Annotated in this window: 15 protein-coding genes; 6 read left to right on the top strand and 9 right to left on the bottom strand. The window is 74.6% G+C overall.

The genetic code is table 11. The features are described 5' to 3' along the window. Positions 1 to 37: 37 nt before the first annotated feature. From BJ999_RS36720 to BJ999_RS36710, 3 genes are read left to right on the top strand one after another with little or no spacing between them, the layout of a single operon-like run. Positions 38 to 1,093: an iron-containing alcohol dehydrogenase family protein gene (locus BJ999_RS36720; RefSeq protein WP_179839060.1), complete on the top strand. Its 1,056-nt coding sequence runs from the start codon at positions 38 to 40 to the stop codon at positions 1,091 to 1,093. Then, positions 1,083 to 1,973, top strand: coding sequence for a CDP-alcohol phosphatidyltransferase family protein (locus BJ999_RS36715; protein ID WP_179837505.1), 891 nt, complete (start codon positions 1,083 to 1,085; stop codon positions 1,971 to 1,973). Before BJ999_RS36720 ends, BJ999_RS36715 begins: the two co-directional genes overlap by 11 nt. A 23-nt stretch (positions 1,974 to 1,996) precedes the next feature. Then, positions 1,997 to 2,851 (top strand): glycosyltransferase family 2 protein, encoded by an 855-nt coding sequence (locus BJ999_RS36710; protein WP_229810019.1) that lies wholly within the window; start codon positions 1,997 to 1,999, stop codon positions 2,849 to 2,851. On the opposite strand, the gene BJ999_RS36705 is transcribed toward BJ999_RS36710, so the two are convergent. The 6 genes from BJ999_RS36705 to BJ999_RS36680 all read right to left on the bottom strand — a co-directional run bounded on the left by BJ999_RS36705 (position 2,848) and on the right by BJ999_RS36680 (position 8,736). Then, entirely contained in the window at positions 2,848 to 3,486 is a 639-nt protein-coding gene (locus tag BJ999_RS36705; protein WP_179837503.1) for a TetR/AcrR family transcriptional regulator, read from the bottom strand. The two genes, BJ999_RS36710 and BJ999_RS36705, sit on opposite strands and share 4 nt — an antisense overlap. Before the next feature lie 69 nt (positions 3,487 to 3,555). Next, positions 3,556 to 6,003, bottom strand: coding sequence for a HelD family protein (locus BJ999_RS36700; protein WP_179837502.1), 2,448 nt, complete (start codon positions 6,001 to 6,003; stop codon positions 3,556 to 3,558). Positions 6,004 to 6,091: 88 nt separating this feature from the next. After that, on the bottom strand, positions 6,092 to 6,814 hold the full coding sequence (locus BJ999_RS36695; RefSeq protein ID WP_179837501.1) for an SDR family NAD(P)-dependent oxidoreductase: 723 nt from the start codon (positions 6,812 to 6,814) through the stop codon (positions 6,092 to 6,094). Next, entirely contained in the window at positions 6,811 to 7,548 is a 738-nt protein-coding gene (locus tag BJ999_RS36690) for an acetoacetate decarboxylase family protein (protein ID WP_229810007.1), read from the bottom strand. Before BJ999_RS36690 ends, BJ999_RS36695 begins: the two co-directional genes overlap by 4 nt. A gap of 60 nt (positions 7,549 to 7,608) precedes the next feature. Next, positions 7,609 to 8,106, bottom strand: a complete 498-nt coding sequence (locus BJ999_RS36685; protein WP_179837500.1) for an SRPBCC family protein — start codon at positions 8,104 to 8,106, stop codon at positions 7,609 to 7,611. A 33-nt stretch (positions 8,107 to 8,139) separates the two neighbouring features. After that, positions 8,140 to 8,736, bottom strand: coding sequence for an HD domain-containing protein (locus BJ999_RS36680; RefSeq protein WP_179837499.1), 597 nt, complete (start codon positions 8,734 to 8,736; stop codon positions 8,140 to 8,142). Between the two features lie 161 nt (positions 8,737 to 8,897). Here BJ999_RS36680 and BJ999_RS36675 point away from each other — a divergent pair, with 161 nt between their 5' ends. After that, a complete protein-coding gene (locus BJ999_RS36675; protein ID WP_179837498.1) occupies positions 8,898 to 10,859 on the top strand; it encodes an outer membrane protein assembly factor BamB family protein in 1,962 nt (653 codons plus the stop codon). 42 nt (positions 10,860 to 10,901) lie between these two features. On the opposite strand, the gene BJ999_RS36670 is transcribed toward BJ999_RS36675, so the two are convergent. The 3 genes from BJ999_RS36670 to BJ999_RS36660 form a co-directional block, all read right to left on the bottom strand. Further along, on the bottom strand, positions 10,902 to 12,035 hold the full coding sequence (locus BJ999_RS36670; RefSeq protein ID WP_179837497.1) for a glycosyltransferase family 4 protein: 1,134 nt from the start codon (positions 12,033 to 12,035) through the stop codon (positions 10,902 to 10,904). A gap of 204 nt (positions 12,036 to 12,239) precedes the next feature. After that, positions 12,240 to 13,502, bottom strand: a complete 1,263-nt coding sequence (locus BJ999_RS36665; RefSeq protein WP_179837496.1) for a nucleotide sugar dehydrogenase — start codon at positions 13,500 to 13,502, stop codon at positions 12,240 to 12,242. A gap of 19 nt (positions 13,503 to 13,521) precedes the next feature. Beyond that, positions 13,522 to 14,976, bottom strand: a complete 1,455-nt coding sequence (locus BJ999_RS36660) for a glycosyltransferase family 4 protein (protein WP_229810006.1) — start codon at positions 14,974 to 14,976, stop codon at positions 13,522 to 13,524. A gap of 23 nt (positions 14,977 to 14,999) precedes the next feature. On the opposite strand from BJ999_RS36660, the gene wecB reads away from it, so the two are divergent. Then, the gene (gene wecB, locus BJ999_RS36655) at positions 15,000 to 16,112 is read left to right on the top strand and encodes a non-hydrolyzing UDP-N-acetylglucosamine 2-epimerase (protein ID WP_179837495.1); all 1,113 of its coding nucleotides are present in this window, start codon (positions 15,000 to 15,002) and stop codon (positions 16,110 to 16,112) included. Beyond that, on the top strand, positions 16,105 to 16,833 hold the full coding sequence (locus BJ999_RS36650) for a hypothetical protein (RefSeq protein WP_179837494.1): 729 nt from the start codon (positions 16,105 to 16,107) through the stop codon (positions 16,831 to 16,833). Before wecB ends, BJ999_RS36650 begins: the two co-directional genes overlap by 8 nt. The last annotated feature ends 50 nt before the right edge of the window (positions 16,834 to 16,883 follow it).

Genomic DNA, 16,883 nt, shown 5'->3' with positions numbered 1-16,883 from the left:
GCACGACGCGAGGAGGCCCATGCCCCTGCTGACGCGGATGCTGACCGCGCCGCTCTCCATCGACGTGCGGCGCGGAGCCGTGGCGACCCTGGGCGAACTGCTCGCCGACAGGCGGATCGTCACCGAGGGCCGCGTCGCGATCGCCGTCGGCCCCGGCCAGGGCGACCAGATCGCCGAGCACGTCCGACCGTCCCTGTCGGCCTGCGAGGTGTTCCACGTCGCGGGCGGCACCGTGGACGCGGCGGTCGACCTGGGGTCCCGGCTGCGCGCCGGGTCCTACGAGGCGGTCGTCGGCATCGGCGGCGGCCGGACCATCGACGCCACCAAGTACGCGGCGACGCTGTCGGGCATCCCGATGGTGTCGGTCGCCACGAACCTGTCGCACGACGGGATCTGCTCGCCGGTCGCCTCCCTCGTCCACGACAAGGGCAAGGGCTCGTTCGGCGTCGTGATGCCGCTGGCGATGATCGTCGACCTCGACTACGTGCACGCCGCGCCCGACCGGCTCGTCCGGGCCGGGATCGGCGACGTGGTGAGCAACTTCTCCGCCGTGGACGACTGGCTCCTCGCCGCCGAGGAGACCGGCGAGCGGGTCGACCGGATGGCGCTCACCGTGGCGCGCACCGCCGCCGAGGCCCTGCTGCACCAGCCCGGCTCGATCGACTCGGACCGGTTCCTGACCGTCCTCGCCGAGGGGCTCGTGCTGTCGGGGATGGCGATGGCGTTCGCCGGGGACTCCCGCCCGGCGTCCGGCGGCGACCACGAGATCCTGCACGCGATCGACCACCTCTTCCCCGACACCGCCAACCACGGCGAACTGGCCGGGATCGGCGCCGCGTTCTGCTACCACCTGCGCGCCACCCGGCTCGGCACGGGGCACGAGCGGCTCGAAGAGATCCTCACCTGCCTCGGACGGCACGGACTGCCCCGGTTCCCGGCCGACATCGGGCTGTCCCCCGAGCAGTTCGCGGAGGCGGTGCGGTACGCCCCGCAGACCCGCCCCGGCCGCTATACGATCTTGGAACACCTCAGCCTCGACGAGGACGAGACGCGCAAGGCGGTGCACGAGTATGTCCAGGCCCATGGAGGCTGAGCTGTCCGGGCAGAACCCACCCCCGCAGCCCCCCGGCTCCCCCGAACCATCCGGCGGCGCCGAGCCCCCGGGCGGCGACCACCGGCCGCACCGCAAGGGTGCGCGGATCGCCGACATCCGCCGGTACGGCCAGCCGCCCGGTCTGAAGGACCGGCGCAACGAGGAGCACTGGGCGGGCCGCCTCTACATGCGCGACCTGTCCCCGTTCTTCGGGTGGATCGCGCTGCGGCTCGGGTTCAGCCCCAACCAGCTGACCTACATGATGATGCTCAGCGGCGTCCTCGCCGGCGTCGCGGTGTCGCTGCCCGCCGACCCGCTGTGGACGGCGCTCGCCGGCGCGTTCCTCATCCAGGTCTACCTGCTGCTCGACTGCGTCGACGGAGAGGTCGCCCGCTACCTGCGGCAGACGTCGGTCGCCGGGGTGTTCCTCGACCGGATCGGCCACTACCTGTCGGAGGTGTCGCTGCTCGCCGGGCTCGGCTTCATGGCGCAGGGCGGCTGGGAGAACGGCGGCTGGGTCGAGCTCGGCCTGCTCGCCGCCCTCGGCGCCGCGCTGATCAAGGCGGAGACCGACAACGTCGTCGTCGCCCGCGCCAAGTCCGGGCTGCCCGCCGACCCGACCGGCGGCGACCGCGCGCTGCGGCCCCGCTCCACCGGCATCGCGCTGGCCCGGCAGGCGGCGTCCATGCTGCGCTTCCACCGCATCATCGGCGCGGTCGAGCTGTCGCTGCTGATCCTCGCCGCCGCCGTGATCGACACGCTCACGGGCGGGGACGACCCCGTCGCGGTCCGCGTCCTGATGGTCGCGGTCGCCGCCGTCGCCGTCCTCCAGACCCTGCTGCACCTGGTCAGCATCCTGGCCTCCCGGAGGCTGAAGTGAAACTGTCCGTCGTCGTCCTCACCATGGGCAACCGGCCGGAGGAGCTCGCCCGCGCCGTCAGCAGCGCCCTGGAGCAGGAGCACGTGGACGTCGAGGTCGTCCTCGTCGGCAACGGCGCCGACCCCGTCGGCGAGGCGGCGGGCGCGCCGCCGTTCGACGACGAGCGCGTCAAGACCCTCAGCCTCCCGAAGAACCTCGGCATCCCGGGGGGCCGCAACCGCGGCGTGGAGGCGTCCTGCGGCGACGTCATCCTGTTTTTGGACGACGACGGCTGGTACCGCTCGCCCCGCCTCGGCGCCCATCTGCGCGACCGCTTCTCCGCCGAACCCGACCTCGGCGTCGTCTCGTTCCGCGTCCGCGACCCCGAGGGCGGGCGCGGCGAGCGCCGCCACGTCCCCCGGCTGCGCGCGGGCGACCCGGAGCGCTCGTCCGCCGCCACCACGTTCCTCGGCGGCGCCTGCGCGATGCGGCGCGCCGCGTTCGACGCCGGCGGCGGCCTCCCGGAGGACTTCTTCTACGCCCACGAGGAGACCGACCTCGCCTGGCAGATCCTCAACGCCGGCTACCGCATCGTCTACGACGCCTCGGCGGTGATGTTCCACCCCGCCGTCCTGCCGACGCGGCACGCCATGTTCTACCGCTACAACGCCCGCAACCGCGTGTGGCTGGCCCGCCGCAACCTGCCGTGGCCCCTGGCGCTCACCTACCTCGCCGTGTGGGTCGGCATGACCGTCCTGCGCGAGCGCAAGCCGAGCGCCCTCAAACCCTGGTTCAAGGGCTTCCTGGAGGGCTGGCGCAAGCCCGCCGGCCCCCGCCGCCCCATCTCCTACCGCACCGCCTGGCGCATGACCCGCACAGGCAGGCCCCCGATCATCTAGGGGTTCGTCACTGCGGCCACGATGAGGTGGGTCAGTTCGGCAGTGATGTCGTCCAAGGGGACGTTCTGGTCGCGGGCGGACCAGTGGTGGACGAGGTTGTTCACTGCGCCGATGACGGCGATCATCGTGAGGCGATGGTCGCGGTCGACGGCCTCGCCGCGGGCGGCGGCCTCGCGGACCATCGCGAGCATCGCGTCCTCCCACTGGCCGCGCCAGCGGAAGCGGTGCCGCTCCAGGCCGGCGCTGACGCCGATCACCTCGACGAACGCGATGCGGGCCCAGCGCGGGTCGCTCGCGGTGACGGTGACGAACGCGCGGACGGCGCCCTCGACGCGGGCCGGGAAGCCGGCGTCCGCCGCCTGCGCGTACGCGGCGGAGACGGCCTCGGCGGCGCGCTCGTTGATGCCGCGGTGCAGCGTGGTGAGCAGCTCCTCGCGCCCGGAGAACTCCTCGTAGAAGTTGCGGGTCGACACGCTCGCCGTCGCGCACAGCCGTTCGATGGACGTCGCCGCGTAGCCGCGCGTCCCGAACAGTTCGAGCCCGGCGGCCAGCAGCCGGTCGCGCCGCTCCGCGCGCCGCTCCTCGGCCGACCGGCCCGCATAGCTGCGCCTGGGTGCGGGATTGCGGCCGCTCATCGATCTCCGTTCACCCGTGCGGATGGGGCAGCGTCAGCCTAACCCCGGAGGGGATCGGCGGAGGCCCCGTCAGCCGGTGAGCAGGGTGTCCTTCCAGCGGGGGTCGGCGGTGAGGACGGTCAGGCGCTGGGTGGCCCGCGACACCGCCACGTACAGCACGCGCAGCCCGCGCGGGGACTGGGCGGCGACGGTCTCGGGCGCCACGATGACCGCCGCGTCGAACTCCAGTCCCTTGGCCTCCAGGACGTCCAGGACCTGGACGCGCTCGGGCAGTCCTGCGCCGAGCCGGTCGCGGTCGGCGGCGTCCCAGGCGGTGGCGGGGCCGTCGAACAGCGAGGCCTGGCCGCCGGACTCCTCCAGGGAGAGCGGGACGATCAGGCCGATGGTGCCCTCGACCTGGTCGAGCAGCTCCTCGACGGCGGCGCGGGCGGCGGGACCGAGATCGGGTTCGGGGACGACCCGGACGACCGGCTCGATCCCGGACGTGCGGACGGCGCGGGCGGGCCTGGCCTCGGGCAGCGCGCGGGCGAGCACCCGCGCGGAGACCGCGGCGATCTCGGTGGAGTTGCGGTAGTTCGTGGTCAGCTCGTACTCGTGCCGGGCGCGGGGAGGGGGCGCCTTGCGGTTCCGGCGGCGGCCCCGGGACGCGGGGCGCTCGCCGCCGAGCGCGGCCTCCATGGCCCGGCGGGCGGCGGCCAGGTCCTCCCAGGCGCTCTGGGCGGGGTCCTCGACGATCGTCCAGCTCGCCTGGCGGCCGCGGCGGCCGAGCATCCGCCACTGCATGGGGGACAGGTCCTGCGCCTCGTCCACGACGAGGTGCGCGTACTCGGGACGCTCCTCGACCACGCCGTCGTCCACCCGCCGGGAGCGCTCAAGCCGCTCCATGGACGTGGTGAGCTCCTGCATCTCCGGTTCCCACGTCTCGTCCACGACCTCCTCGCCGGTGAGGATGTTGACGCCGTCCACGACGAACGGGTCGTCCTCGGACGGTGGCCTGCGGCGGCGGGACGGGCGGGGCGGGGCGCCGAGCAGCGCGTCGAGCTCGTCCAGCAGCGCGACGTCCTGGTAGCTGAGCGGCGCGCCGTCGCCGGCCCAGGACGCGGCGAGCGGCTCGACGTCGGCGCGGTCGAGGTCGCGTCCGGCGGCGCCGCGGAGCCGGGCCGGGTCGCCGAGCGAGCGCAGCACGTCCAGCGGGCGGCGGATCGGCCACCAGGCGACGAGGAAGTCGGTGAACGCGCGCTGCTCGCGGACCCGCGCGTCGAACTGGGCGCGCTTCGGGTCGCCGTTGCCGGCGCCGTTGCCGCGCGCGGGCTCCTCGTCGAGGGAGGCCAGTCCGTCGGCGGCGAGGATCGCGTTCCACAGGCCCGCCTCGGCGCCCTCCTCGGCCTCGGCCGCCTCGGGGCCCCCGATCTCGGCGAAGCGGCGCCAGAGGGCGTCCAGGAGCATCTCCGCGGCCCGGCCGCGCGCCGCGTTCACGCTGCCGCGGCTGCGCCGGTGGACCTCGTTCCTGATGCGGTCGAGGCGGGCGCGGTCGAGGGTGACGACGACGCCCTTGAACACCACGCGCAGTTCGTCCGGGGCGCCGGGGGCGTGGTCGGCCACGGCGCGCCGCAGCACCGTCACCATCGCCTCCGCGCCCTTGACGCGGGCGAGTCGCGGTGTGTCGTGGACGGTCGCGGTGGCGCCGTCGACGAGGTCGCCGAGCGAGCGGAGGGTCGCCGAGCCCTCGCCGAGCGAGGGCAGCACCCGCTCGATGTAGGCGGTGAACCGGCGGTTCGGGCCGACGACGAGGACGCCGCGGGACCCGAACCGGCGGCGGTGCCGGAACAGCAGGTAGGCGACGCGGTGCAGCGCCACGGCGGTCTTGCCGGTGCCGGGGGCGCCGCGCACCAGGACCGTCCCGTCGGCGGGCGCGCGGATCACCTCGTCCTGCTCCCGCTGGATCGTCGCGACGATGTCGCGCATCGCGCCCTCGCGGGTGCGGGCGAGCGAGGCGAGGAACGCGCCGTCGCCGACGACGGTCATCCCGTCGGCCGCCTCCGGGTCGAGCAGGTCGTCCTCCAGGTCGACCACGGTGTGGCCGCGCGAGTGCAGCACCCGGCGGCGCACGACGCCGCGCGGGTCCTCGGGGGTGGCGCGGTAGAAGTCCTCGGCGGCGGGCGCCCGCCAGTCGATGACGAGGGAGTCGTGCTCGCTGGTGCGGACGCCGACGCGGCCGATGTAGCGGGCCTCGCGGGAGGCCAGGTCGAGCCGGCCGAACACCAGGCCGTCGTCGGCGACGTCGAGGGCCTGGACGCGCAGGGCCGCCTGGTGGACCATCGCGTCACGGTCCACGAGCGAGGCCTTGGTGCCGGCGAGCGACTGGCGGTAGCCCTCGCGGATCATGGCCTGGGCGTCCGCGCGCATCTCCTCCAGCCGCGCGTAGGCGGTGTCGACGTAGCGCTGTTCGACGGCGATCTCCCGGTCCTTCACCGTGCCGCCGGGACCGGTCGGCCGCCCGTTGACCTGGGAAGACATGCAGGCTACTCCTCGCGCGTGTGTCCTGCCGGGGACATCCCCCGGCACCCCGATGGCGAAGAGACAGCTTATGCGGTTCCGACGACGTTCAGCGTCGGGCGAGCGCCGCCGGGAACGGTCGGCGCGCCGGCCGGACCCGTACGTGGACGCCCCGGGCGGGGCGCGCGAGCGAGCGGTCCATCGCGTCGAGGACGAGGCCGTGCGGCGTCCCGGCCGCGGCGTGGACGCAGCGCAGCGTCACGCCCCGCCCGCCGTGCTCGGCCCACAGCGCGTCGGCGTAGGCGGCCACGGCGGCGGCGGACGGGCTCGCGGGCGGGCCGGAGGCGTCCGGGCAGAGGAACACCTCCCCGGCCCGTCCCTGTGGGGGGCGACCCTCCATATCCCCTGGCGAGGGCGGGTTCGACCCGGGCCTTTCCGCTCCGCCGGCGCTCCGCTCCGGGGACCGGGCCGAACGTTCCAGCATCCCCGGCAGCGTGGCCTGGACGACGTTGACGGTGCCGAGGACGTTCCTCCGCAGGACGTCCTCCATCTCGCCGAGGGGCAGCGCCAGAACCGGCCCGGACGGCGCGGCGGACGCGGCGTGGACGACGCGGTGCACCGGGCCCGTCATCGCCAGCACCTGCGCCACGGCGTCGGGGTCGGTGACGTCGCACACACGCACGTGCGTGTTGGGGGAGCGCTGCGCCGTCTTGGCGAGGCCGAGCTCGTCCACGTCCACCGCGACCACGTCCCACGCCGCCGCGGCCAGCCGGCGCGCCGCCATGGCGCCGAGCCCGTGCGCGGCGCCGGTCACCAGCGCCGTCCGCTTCACGTGCGCACCTCCTCGGCGCCCTGGAACACCATCTGCAGATGCCCGACCGTGCTCGTGGTGAGCGCCCGCGCCCGGTCGAGCCCGAGGGCGCGCAGCTCGTCCGCCACCGGATGGTCGCCGAGGACGACGGTCGCGCCGCCCGGACGGGTCCGGACGCCGGACGGCGTGAGCGTCCACGGCGTCCGGCGCGTCACGCCGTCCAGGCAGGAGTAGGCGTCGACGCTCGGGGCCGCCGAGCCGGCCGGCATCGGCACGCCCGGCCGGATCGCCACCTCGATCGCCGTCCGCCCGCCGATCCGCACCGCGCAGCGCTTCACGCGCCCGGAGAGGTCCATGGGGATGCCGGCGATCTCCTTGGGGAAGCCCCAGATCGTCCGCCCGGCCTCCAGGGTGAACTCCTGGTTGACCGGCAGCCAGTGGATGAAGGCCCCGATCCCGCGCATCCGCCCGAGCACGCCCGGCGACGGAGCCGCGCCGGGCGGGCGCACCAGGAACGCGACGGCGAACTCGTGGTACGGGCCGAGGTCGCCCTCGGCGTACCGGACGAACGCCAGCGAGCAGACGGCCCTGCCGGGCAGCGGTTCCGCCACGGCGAGCCCGGAGTAGGCGATGACGTCCTGGGCGGCGCCGGCGGGGACGGCGAACATCGCCGAGCCGACGGCGGCGTCACGGATCCTTACCGGGAGGGTGATCCGCTCCCCCTGGATCGCGTGCGTCTGCGCGGTCGTTGTCACACCGCTAAGTAGAACAGGTTCTTGTTTTGCTGCCAAGCGCCGGAACCGGGGAAGGGGCGGTCACCCCTTCTCGACGGCCGTCCGGATCCGGTCGAGCGTGGCGCGCATCCCCTTGCGGTTCACCTCGGCGCGCCCTTCGGCGGCGACGCCGGTGAAGACCTTGCCGAGCAGCGACACGAAACCGGCGCCCCGGTGGTCGCGGCGCAGGTCCTCCCAGTACTCGGTGAGCCGGGTGCGGGGCGCGGACGAGTCCTGCGCGACGTCCTCGAACCGGTATCCCCACAGCGCGACGGGCACCCCGAAGCTCGACACCCGGAAGGCGAACACCTCACCGGGCACCGCCGCGCTCACCTGGCACGTGGTGAACCACACGCGCCAGCCGATGCGGTTGAAGCCGACGAACCTCATCCCCGGCCTGACGGCACGCCCGCGCACCCACGTCGCGAACACCTCGGGGCTCCACTCGCCCATCCGCCGCAGATTCGCGACGGCCGCGTAGACGTCCCGCGCCGGCGCGGCGACGACCACGCTCTCCTCGACGACCCACTCGCGCTCCATGGCTCCGCATTCTCCCACTTCATGACCGGCGGGTCACTGGAGGTGGGCGAAATGCCGCCGCCAGTCCGCGTACCAGGCCCTGAACCACGGCTCGGACTCGGCCAGCGGGGCGATGTAGGTGAGGGTCTCGGCGTAGTAGCGGCGCTGGAAGTCCGGCGCCATCCGGTCGAGGGTCTGCACGTTGCTGGCGCGGTCGGCGAGCTTGACCAGGATCGCCTCGTGCGGGGCCTCGCCCAGACGCCGCAGGTAGGCGGCCCTGGCGGCGCGCTTGGCCTGGCGCCCGGCGCCGGCGGCGGGCGGCTTGGTGACCCAGTCGACCAGCTCGGTGACCTCGGGGCCGAACTCGGCCTCCACGTCGGCGAGGGAGGCGGGCGTGTCCTCGACGACGTCGTGCAGGACCGCGGCGGACAGGACGGCGGGCGCCGTCACCCCCGCCCCGCGCACCAGCACTTCGAGGGCCTCCAGCAGGTGCTCGACGTAGGGGGCGCCGGTCGGTCGCCGCTGGTCGCCGTGCCAGCGCAGGGCGGCGGCGACGGCCCGCTCCAGGCCGTCCAGGTCGACGGGCGCGCCGGACGCGGTGATGTCCGCGCGGGCCGTCTCCCAGGCGTGCCAGCGGGTGAAGACCTCCACGGGTTCGCTCCGTTCTTCCCGGCCGTGTCGCGCGGGAGCCCCGCACAGGGCATGGTGGGTGTCGTCCTAATGAGCACAGTCCTCGGTGATTACCGTAGTTGGAGGGAGGCGGCGCGGTCGTGGTCGGGAGCCGGCAGCGGGCTGACGGCCGACCGGAGTCCGTGGGCAGGGTCCGTGTCGCGCTCGGTCTGCTGTCCGGGACCGTCGCCCTCGCGCTCTGCGTCGTCCTCGTCGACACCTACGTGCTGCGCGCCGAGTGGTGGCAGGTGCGCCACACCGTGACCGGGGAACCCGTGGCGCCGCAGAGCGAGGTGGGCCCGCCGCCGGGCCCGCTCGCGGTGAGCTGGGAGCACGCGACGCGGACGCACCGCGGTTCGGTCGCCGGCTACGACGGCGTCGCCCACCAGGTCGCGCAGGGGCAGGTCGTGACGGCGTCCGGGCACGGGATCGAGGCGCGGGACGCGCGCACCGGGCAGGCCCGCTGGAGCTACCGCCGCGCCGGGTGGTCCCTGCTCGGCTGGACGACCACGGGGTCGCGCGTCGTCGCCTACTTCGAGCGGGACGGCGACCGCGGCGACCGGATGCTCGTCGCGTTCGACGCGCTGTCGGGCGGGCTGCTGTGGCGGCGCGAGGACGAGCGCCCCGCCGCCGTCTCCCGGACGACGCTGCGCTGGCCCGCCGGGTCCGACGTGCTGCTCACCGCCGACGAGGGGCGCCGGACGCTGTTCGGGGTGTCGGCGGTGACGGGGAACCGGGTGTGGCGGCTGGCGCTGCCGCGCGGCTGCCGCCTGTTCGAGGGCGGGGCGCACCCGTCCGACGGCCGGGAGGACCTCGCCGCGCTGGGCCTGCGCTGCGCGGGCCCCGGCGGCGACAAGGGGCACCGAAGCCGGCTGCTGGCGGTCGACCCGACGAAGGGCATCGTGCGCTGGGAGCGGCGGCTCGGCTCCCGGGAGTCGCCCGAGGTGTCGATGCTGGACGGGGTGACGCTCGTCTCGGACGGGACGGCCCTGCGCGCGTTCGACGACGGCGGCCGCCAGTTCGGCGTCTGGAAGGGCGACGGGGTCTGCGGCGACCTGATGTGCCCGGGTGTGCTGGCGCCGGGCCGGCTCGTGGTCGTCTACCACCCGGACGGGACCGGCACCGACGGGGCGGGAGCCGAGGGGGCGGGCACCGACGGGACGGGCGCGGACGTGGCCCGCATGGAGGCGGTGGACGTGCCGTCCGGGCGGGTCGGGTGGAGTCGCGACGTGCCGGCCTACACCGCGCTCGCGCAGGCCGGCGGGCAGGTGTTCGCGCTGCGCCCCCGGCTGTCGGAGGGGCTGCTGCCCGCGGGCGTCGACATCGTCGAGCCCGGCGACGGCAGCGTCACGACCGCGCCCGCGCCGTTCTCGATGGACCCGGACCTGCCGGGCGTCCGGCCCTGGCTGGCGGCCGCCGGAGGGCTGCTGTACGCGGCGCTCCCGCAGGCGGCGCCGCGCCCGGACGGCGCGGCGCGGCTGGTCGCCCTGCGCGGCGGGCTCGCCGGCGCCGGGCCGCCGGAGCTCGGCGGCGTCCCGGAGAAGGACTGGCCGGACGCGTGCTCCCTGCTCAGGAAGGCCGATCTGGCCGCGGCGCGCATGACCGGCTACGTCACCGAGCCGCGCCGCGCGTCCGCCGGGACGGTGCGCCTTCCGCGGCCGGTGTCCTGCACGTACATGCCGCGCGGCGGCAGGCGCGATCCCGCCGGGTCCGGTGCCCGGAGATCGCCCTCGCCCGAGCCGAGCGGTACGGGTTCGGCCACGCCCGACCCCTCCGCCGGGCCGCGGGTGGGCGGCCCGGAGCGGGACGACGGCCCCGAGGCCGCCGTCACCGGCCTCACGGTGAGCGTCCGCTGGGTGGCCGACACCGACGCGGCGGCGTCGCGGATGCTGGAGACGCTGCAGGCGACGCAGGCGCAGGCCCGGCGGCGGCGCGACATCGGGGGCGACGAGGCCTATGAGATCGGCCCGACCGCCGGGATGATCGCGCTGCGGGTCGGGCGGTGCGTGGTGATGGTCGAGGCGAACCGCCCGCCGGGGGCCGCCGCCCGCCTCGCCCGTTCCGTCGCCTACCGCCTGCGCCACCTGTCCCAGTCCCGTTCCTGACCCGGCCCGTCCTGACCCGGCCTGCCGCCGACCCCGGGCGGTTCAGTGCTCGGGGACGGGTTCGGCCTCCGGTTCCGGGACGGCCGAGGGGGAGCGGCCCGCCCACGCCTCCAGTTGGGCGACGAAGCGTTCGGCGTGGACGGGCCAGTGGAAACGCTCTCGGGCGGCCTCGTGGCCGCGCTTGCCGAACCCGGTGCGCAGGACGGGGTCGTCCCGCAGCCGCAGGACCGCCTTGGCCGCGGCCTCCGGGGCGCCGAACGGGACGATCAGCCCGCACTCGGCGGGCTCCACGATGTCCACGGCCGGCGGGTTCGGCGTGCTGATCACCGGGATGCCGCGGGCCATGTACTCGACGATCTTCGTCGGCATCGAGTGCCGGTAGTTCGGCTCGTCGTGCAGCAGCGCGAGCCCGGCCATCGCGCCCTCGGCGATGCGCAGCGCCCGGTCGTTCGGGACGAACCCGTACCAGCGCACGATCCCCTCGCGCTGCGCCGTGCGCAGGGCGTCCCGGACGTCGGGGTCGGCCGCGCCGATCAGCTCCACCAGCACGTCCTCGGCGGCGAGGGTCCGGGCCATCTCGATCATGTCGAGGGCGCCGCGGGCCCGCGAGAGCTGCCCGACGTAGACGGCGCGGCGGCCGTCCGGCGGTCCGGGCGGCAGGTCGGACACGTAGGTGGTGTTGGGCACGACCGGGTGGTCCTCGCGGAACCGGGACCGGTAGCCCTCCTCGGCGAGCAGCAGCCGGTGCCGCCGCTCGCTGCGGCGCTCCAGGCGGCGCACGGCCGGGCGCAGGAGGGGGCGGGCCGGTCCGGGCACCCAGCCCTTGGCGGAGAGGGCGGCGGCGGTGTCCTCGTGGACGTCCCAGACCACCGTCCGCCCCAGCAGTTCGCGCGGGAGCGACACGAGCAGTTCAGGATCGTGCAGGAGGACCACGTCGGCGTACGCGGCGTGCTCGGCGAGCGCGCGGTGGGCGGCGCGCAGGGCCCGGACCCGGTGCCGTCCCGTGGCCCGCGGGATGTCCACCGGGCTGATCTGGCGCCACGGGGTCGCGTTGCACGCCCGGAAAGGGGCGATGTAGGTGACCTCGTGGCCGGCCTCGAGCAGGGCGCGTATCTGCCGGTGCAGAATGCGCGCGTCTTCGGGGTGGTGCACCACCGTGCAAACGCAGACCCGCATCACACTCACTCCGCAACGTCCGATTCGTCCATCACCGGCGAGTCTCGGGTGCCGATGCAAATTGCCGATGAATTCCCGTTGTCCGGAGGGTGGACGCTGCCGGGCGACTTTTCCCTGACTGAAAGGGAAGGCCGTCGGTCAGGCAAGTCCCGCCGGATGGAAAAGCCCTGTCAAAGAAGTCCGCCACGGAAAGGAGCCCGCCTGTCAGAGAAGCTCGACGGTGTCCTGCTGGACGTTGCGCGTCCGGCCGCGGGTGTCGAACAGCAGCCGGGCGTGCCGCGCCAGCGTCGCCGCCTCGTAGGCGGCGTGGTCGGCCAGCACGATCGCCAGGTCGGACGCCTCCAGGGCGGCGGTCAGGTCCCTCCCGGCGGAGGCCACCGGTTCGCCGTCCACCTCCCAGGAGGCGACGAACGGGTCGTGGAACGACAGGTCGGCGCCGAGGCGGGCCAGCCGCCGCGCCACCGGGCGGGCCGGCGACTCGCGCTGGTCGGCGATGTCGGCCTTGTAGGTGACGCCGAGCAGCAGGACCCTGGCGCCCTTGAGAGCGCGGCCCTCCCGGTTGAGCAGCTGCTGGGCGCGTTCCGCCACATACCTGGGCATCCGGTCGTTGATCTCCTGGGCCAGCTCCACGAACCGGAACGGGTAGCCCAGCGAACGGACCTTGTAGGACAGGTAGTTCGGGTCGATCGGGATGCAGTGCCCGCCGACGCCCGGCCCCGGCCGGAACGCCTGGAACCCGAACGGCTTGGTGGCCGCGCAGTCGATGGCGTCCCACAGGTCGATGCCGAGCTCGTTGCAGAACACCGCCATCTCGTTGACCAGCGCGATGTTGACGTGCCGGTAGGTGTTCTCCAGCAGCTTGGCCATCTCGGCCTCGCGCGTCCCCTTGGCCTCCACGACCTGGTCGACGAACTTGCCGTAGAAGGCCGACGCAGCCGACGCGCAGGCCGGGGTCAGCCCACCGACGATCTTCGGGGTGTTGCGGACGCCGTAGACCGGGTTGCCCGGGTCGATCCGCTCCGGCGAGAACGCCAGGTGGAACTCCTCCCCGGCGACCAGGCCGGACGTCTCCAGGATCGGCCGCACGACCTCCTCGGTCGTGCCCGGGTAGGTGGTGGACTCCAGCACCACCAGCGTCCCGGGCTCCAGGTGGCGTGCGACGGTCTCGGCCGCGCCGCGCACCGCGGTCAGGTCCGGTCCGCCCTCCGGCGAGAGCGGCGTCGGGACGCAGATGACCACGGTGCGGGCGCCGTCCAGGACGTCCTCGTGCAGGCTCGGGGCGAAGCCCGCCTGCAGCATCCGCTCGACCTCCTCCGGCGACACGTCGTCGACGTGCGACATCCCGGCCTTGAGGCCGGCGGCCACGCGCGCGTCCCGGTCGAGCCCGCCGACCCGCAGGCCGGCCCGGCAGGCCTCCCGCGCGAGCGGCAGCCCCACGTAGCCGAGTCCGATGACCACGAGATCCACGCGACAGGCCCCCTTCGATCTATGTGCTCCGGCGTGTCGGGAAGCGGTAGGCGGCCCGGTATCCGGCCGTCACGGCGCGCCAGGTGCGTTCCGCCGCGACCCATTCACGGGCCGACCGCCCGATTTTCTGTCTCCTTTCGGGACTGTAAGCCAGATCTTCCAGACAATTCGCCCAGGCTTCCGGGTCTTCCGGAACTGTTAACGCCCCCGTCACGCCCGGTTCCACGATTTCGCGAAGAGCCTTGACATCACTGGCTATAACGGGGATTCCCCCCGCCATGGCCTCGATCGGTTTCAGAGGCGTCACCAACTGGCACACCCGGTCCGCCCGGCGCGGAACCGCGAAGACATCGAGGACGGCGTGGTATCGGCGAACGGACTCCATCGGCACCCGGCCGGTGAACACGGCGTGGACGCCGCGTGCGGCCGCGCGCCGTTCGAGCGCGCCGCGCTCGGGGCCGTCCCCCACCAGCAGCAGGGTGACCGGCGCACCGCGGTCGCGCAGCAGGGCGGCCGCGTCGATGAGCGTGTCGATGCCCTCGTAGCCGTAGAACGAGGACGTCAGGCCGGCGACGGTGGCGCCCCGGTCGATGCCGAGCCGCTCGCGCAGGCCGGAGCCGTCCGGGAGCGGCGCGAGGAACGCCTCGTCCACCCCGTTCGGCACCGTGAAGATCTTCTCCTCGGGGACGCCGCGAGAGGCGATCTCCGCGCGCATCGCCTCGCCGAGCGTGACGACCGCGTCCGCCTCGGCCATCCGGCGGGTCTCCAGCTCGCGGGTCAGCCGGTAGAACTCGTCGTCCTCGCCGTGCGCGGGATCGCGGGAGAGCCAGGAGTCCTCCAGGAAGCCGCGCACCTCGTAGACGACCGGGACCCCGTGGCGGCGCCCGAGCTCCAGGGCGACGGCCGCGTTCAGGTGGTTGCTGACCGCGTGCAGGACGGACGGCCGCAGCTCCTCGACCAGCCGTCCGGCGAGGTCGGCGCTCTTCGCCACGGTGTCGCGCGGGTCCGTCTGCGGGAACCAGGGCAGCAGGCGATGGTAGGGGACGCCGTCCACCTCGACGCGCGCCCGCGCGTCGCCGATGCCCTGGCTGAGCGGATATCCCAGCCGGGTCACGATGTGGGGGTCCCACCCCATCTCGCGCTGGGCGAGGGCGATCCGGTGCGTCCGGACGGTGTAACCCGCGTTCGTGCGCGGCAGGGCGTTGGTCACGAACTGCAGGACGGTCGTGCCCTGCACGGCCCGGCGCTCGCGCGGCGGCGCGGACTCCGCGAGCAGGAGCCGGAGGTCCCGCGTCTCGCGGCCCAGGTTCCGGGGTCTCGGGACGACGAGGCGCGAGCTCCGCAGCCGGGCGCCGAGCGGGGTCCGGGCGGCCAGCCGCACGGCGAGCCGCGACGCCCGTCCGGGGTCGTCGCGGAGCTGGCGCCAGGCGAGTCCGGCCAGGTAGACGGTTTTCTTCACGGGTTCGTCGGCCACAGGCCGGACCGTAGGCAACCCCGATGAACAGAAGGGAAATTGTGTTGGCACCCATCGTGCACGTCCTCGGGGCGCGGCCCAACTTCGTCAAGGCGGCGCCGGTGATATCGGCGCTCGCCGCGGCGGGCGCCGAGCAGGCGGTGATCCACACCGGCCAGCACTACGACGCGCGGATGTCGGAGATCTTCTTCGACCAGCTCGGGCTTCCCGAGCCCGACGTCAACCTCGGCGTCGGGTCGGGCGGACACGCCGAGCAGACCGCCGCGCTCATGATCGGGCTGGAGAAGGAGTTCACGGGGCGTTCACCCGCGCTCGTCATCGTGTACGGCGACGTGAACTCGACGATCGCCGCCGCCCTCGTCGCGGCCAAGCTGCACATCCCGGTCGCCCATGTGGAGGCCGGGCTGCGCAGCTTCGACATGACGATGCCGGAGGAGGTCAACCGCAGGATCACCGACCAGCTCTCCGCGCTGTGCCTGGTCACGAGCCCGGAGGGGATCGGCCACCTGGCGGCGGAGGGCGTCGCGGTGGAGCGGGCGCACCTGGTCGGCAACCCGATGATCGACACGCTGCTGGCCAACCTGGACCAGTTCGACACGGCCGCGGTGCGGGAGGCGCACGGGCTGCCGGAGCGCTACGTCCTGGCGACCATGCACCGGCCCGCGAACGTCGACGCGCCGGAGACAGCCGCGGCCCTCGTCCGGCGCCTGCACGGCGTCGCCGACCTCGCCGACCTCGTCATCCCCGTCCACCCGCGCGGGCGGGCGAACCTGCTGGCCGCCGGGCTGGACGGGCACGACCGCGTGCACATTCTGGAGCCGCTCGGGTACATCGACTTCATCGCGGCCGTGCGGGGGGCGGCGGCGGTCGTCACGGACTCGGGGGGCCTGCAGGAGGAGACGACGATCCTCGGGGTGCCGTGCCTGACCGTCCGCCCCAACACCGAACGGCCGATCACGATCACCCACGGCACGAACCGGCTCGTCACGTTCGAGGAGCTGGTGCCGGGGGTCCGCAAATGCCTGGAAGGGGGATCGGCGCCCGGGGGCGGGACGGGCGGGCGCACGCCGCCGCTGTGGGACGGCCACGCCGGCCCCCGCATCGCCGAAGTGATCATGGAGTTCCTGGGTGAGTGACGAGGAGAAGAACGCCAAGGCCTACCAGCAGCTCGGGCGGCTGAAGTCCACGCTGCGCGAGCGCGAGGCGCGCCTCGACGAGATGGAGAGGCGGCTCGCGGCCCTGGAGGCCTCGACGGCCGTGCAGTTCGGGCGGCTGGTCGCCGGCGCGGCGCGCAACCCCAAGCGCGGCAAGCGGCTGCCGAAGGAGCTGTACCGGCTCTGGCGCAAGCGCAGCGCCCCGGTCTCGGCGGCGGCGCGCGCCGCCGCCGGCGGCGTCCAGCCGGACCGCGTGGACCGGCCGGAGGACCGCCTGCTCGTCGCGGGCCCGTCCGACGTCCCGATCATCGCGGGCGTGCTCGCGCCCGGCACGGCCGCCGTCCTCGCCGAGCACGCCAAGGTCGTCGCCCTCTACCCGCACGACGCCGCGATCGCCCTCGAAGCCGCCGACGTGGACGCGCTCGTGGTGGACGCGGCGGCCGGCGAGCCCGGCGGGCCGTGGGCCTACCTGGGCGTCCCCGGCATGTACGACCGCGATCTGGCCCTGCACGAGATCCGCCGGATCGCCGCGGCCCGCTCGCTCCCGCTCGTCCTGTGGGGCGAGGCGCCGCCGGCCACCCTGGCGTCCCTGCACTGGGACGCGACCGCCACCGCGCCCGCCGGGCTCGCCCGGCTCCTCGACCCGGCGCCGCCGCCGGACGGCGCGGGAGACCGCGCCTCCACGAGCGGTCCGGCCCGTTGAAAGGAACCACCGTGCGACCACGTGCCCTCGTCTACGGCGACGTCGACCTC

The organism is Actinomadura citrea (assembly GCF_013409045.1).
GTDB classification, from domain to species: domain Bacteria; phylum Actinomycetota; class Actinomycetes; order Streptosporangiales; family Streptosporangiaceae; genus Spirillospora; species Spirillospora citrea.
This window is presented reverse-complemented; position numbering and strand designations above follow the sequence as displayed.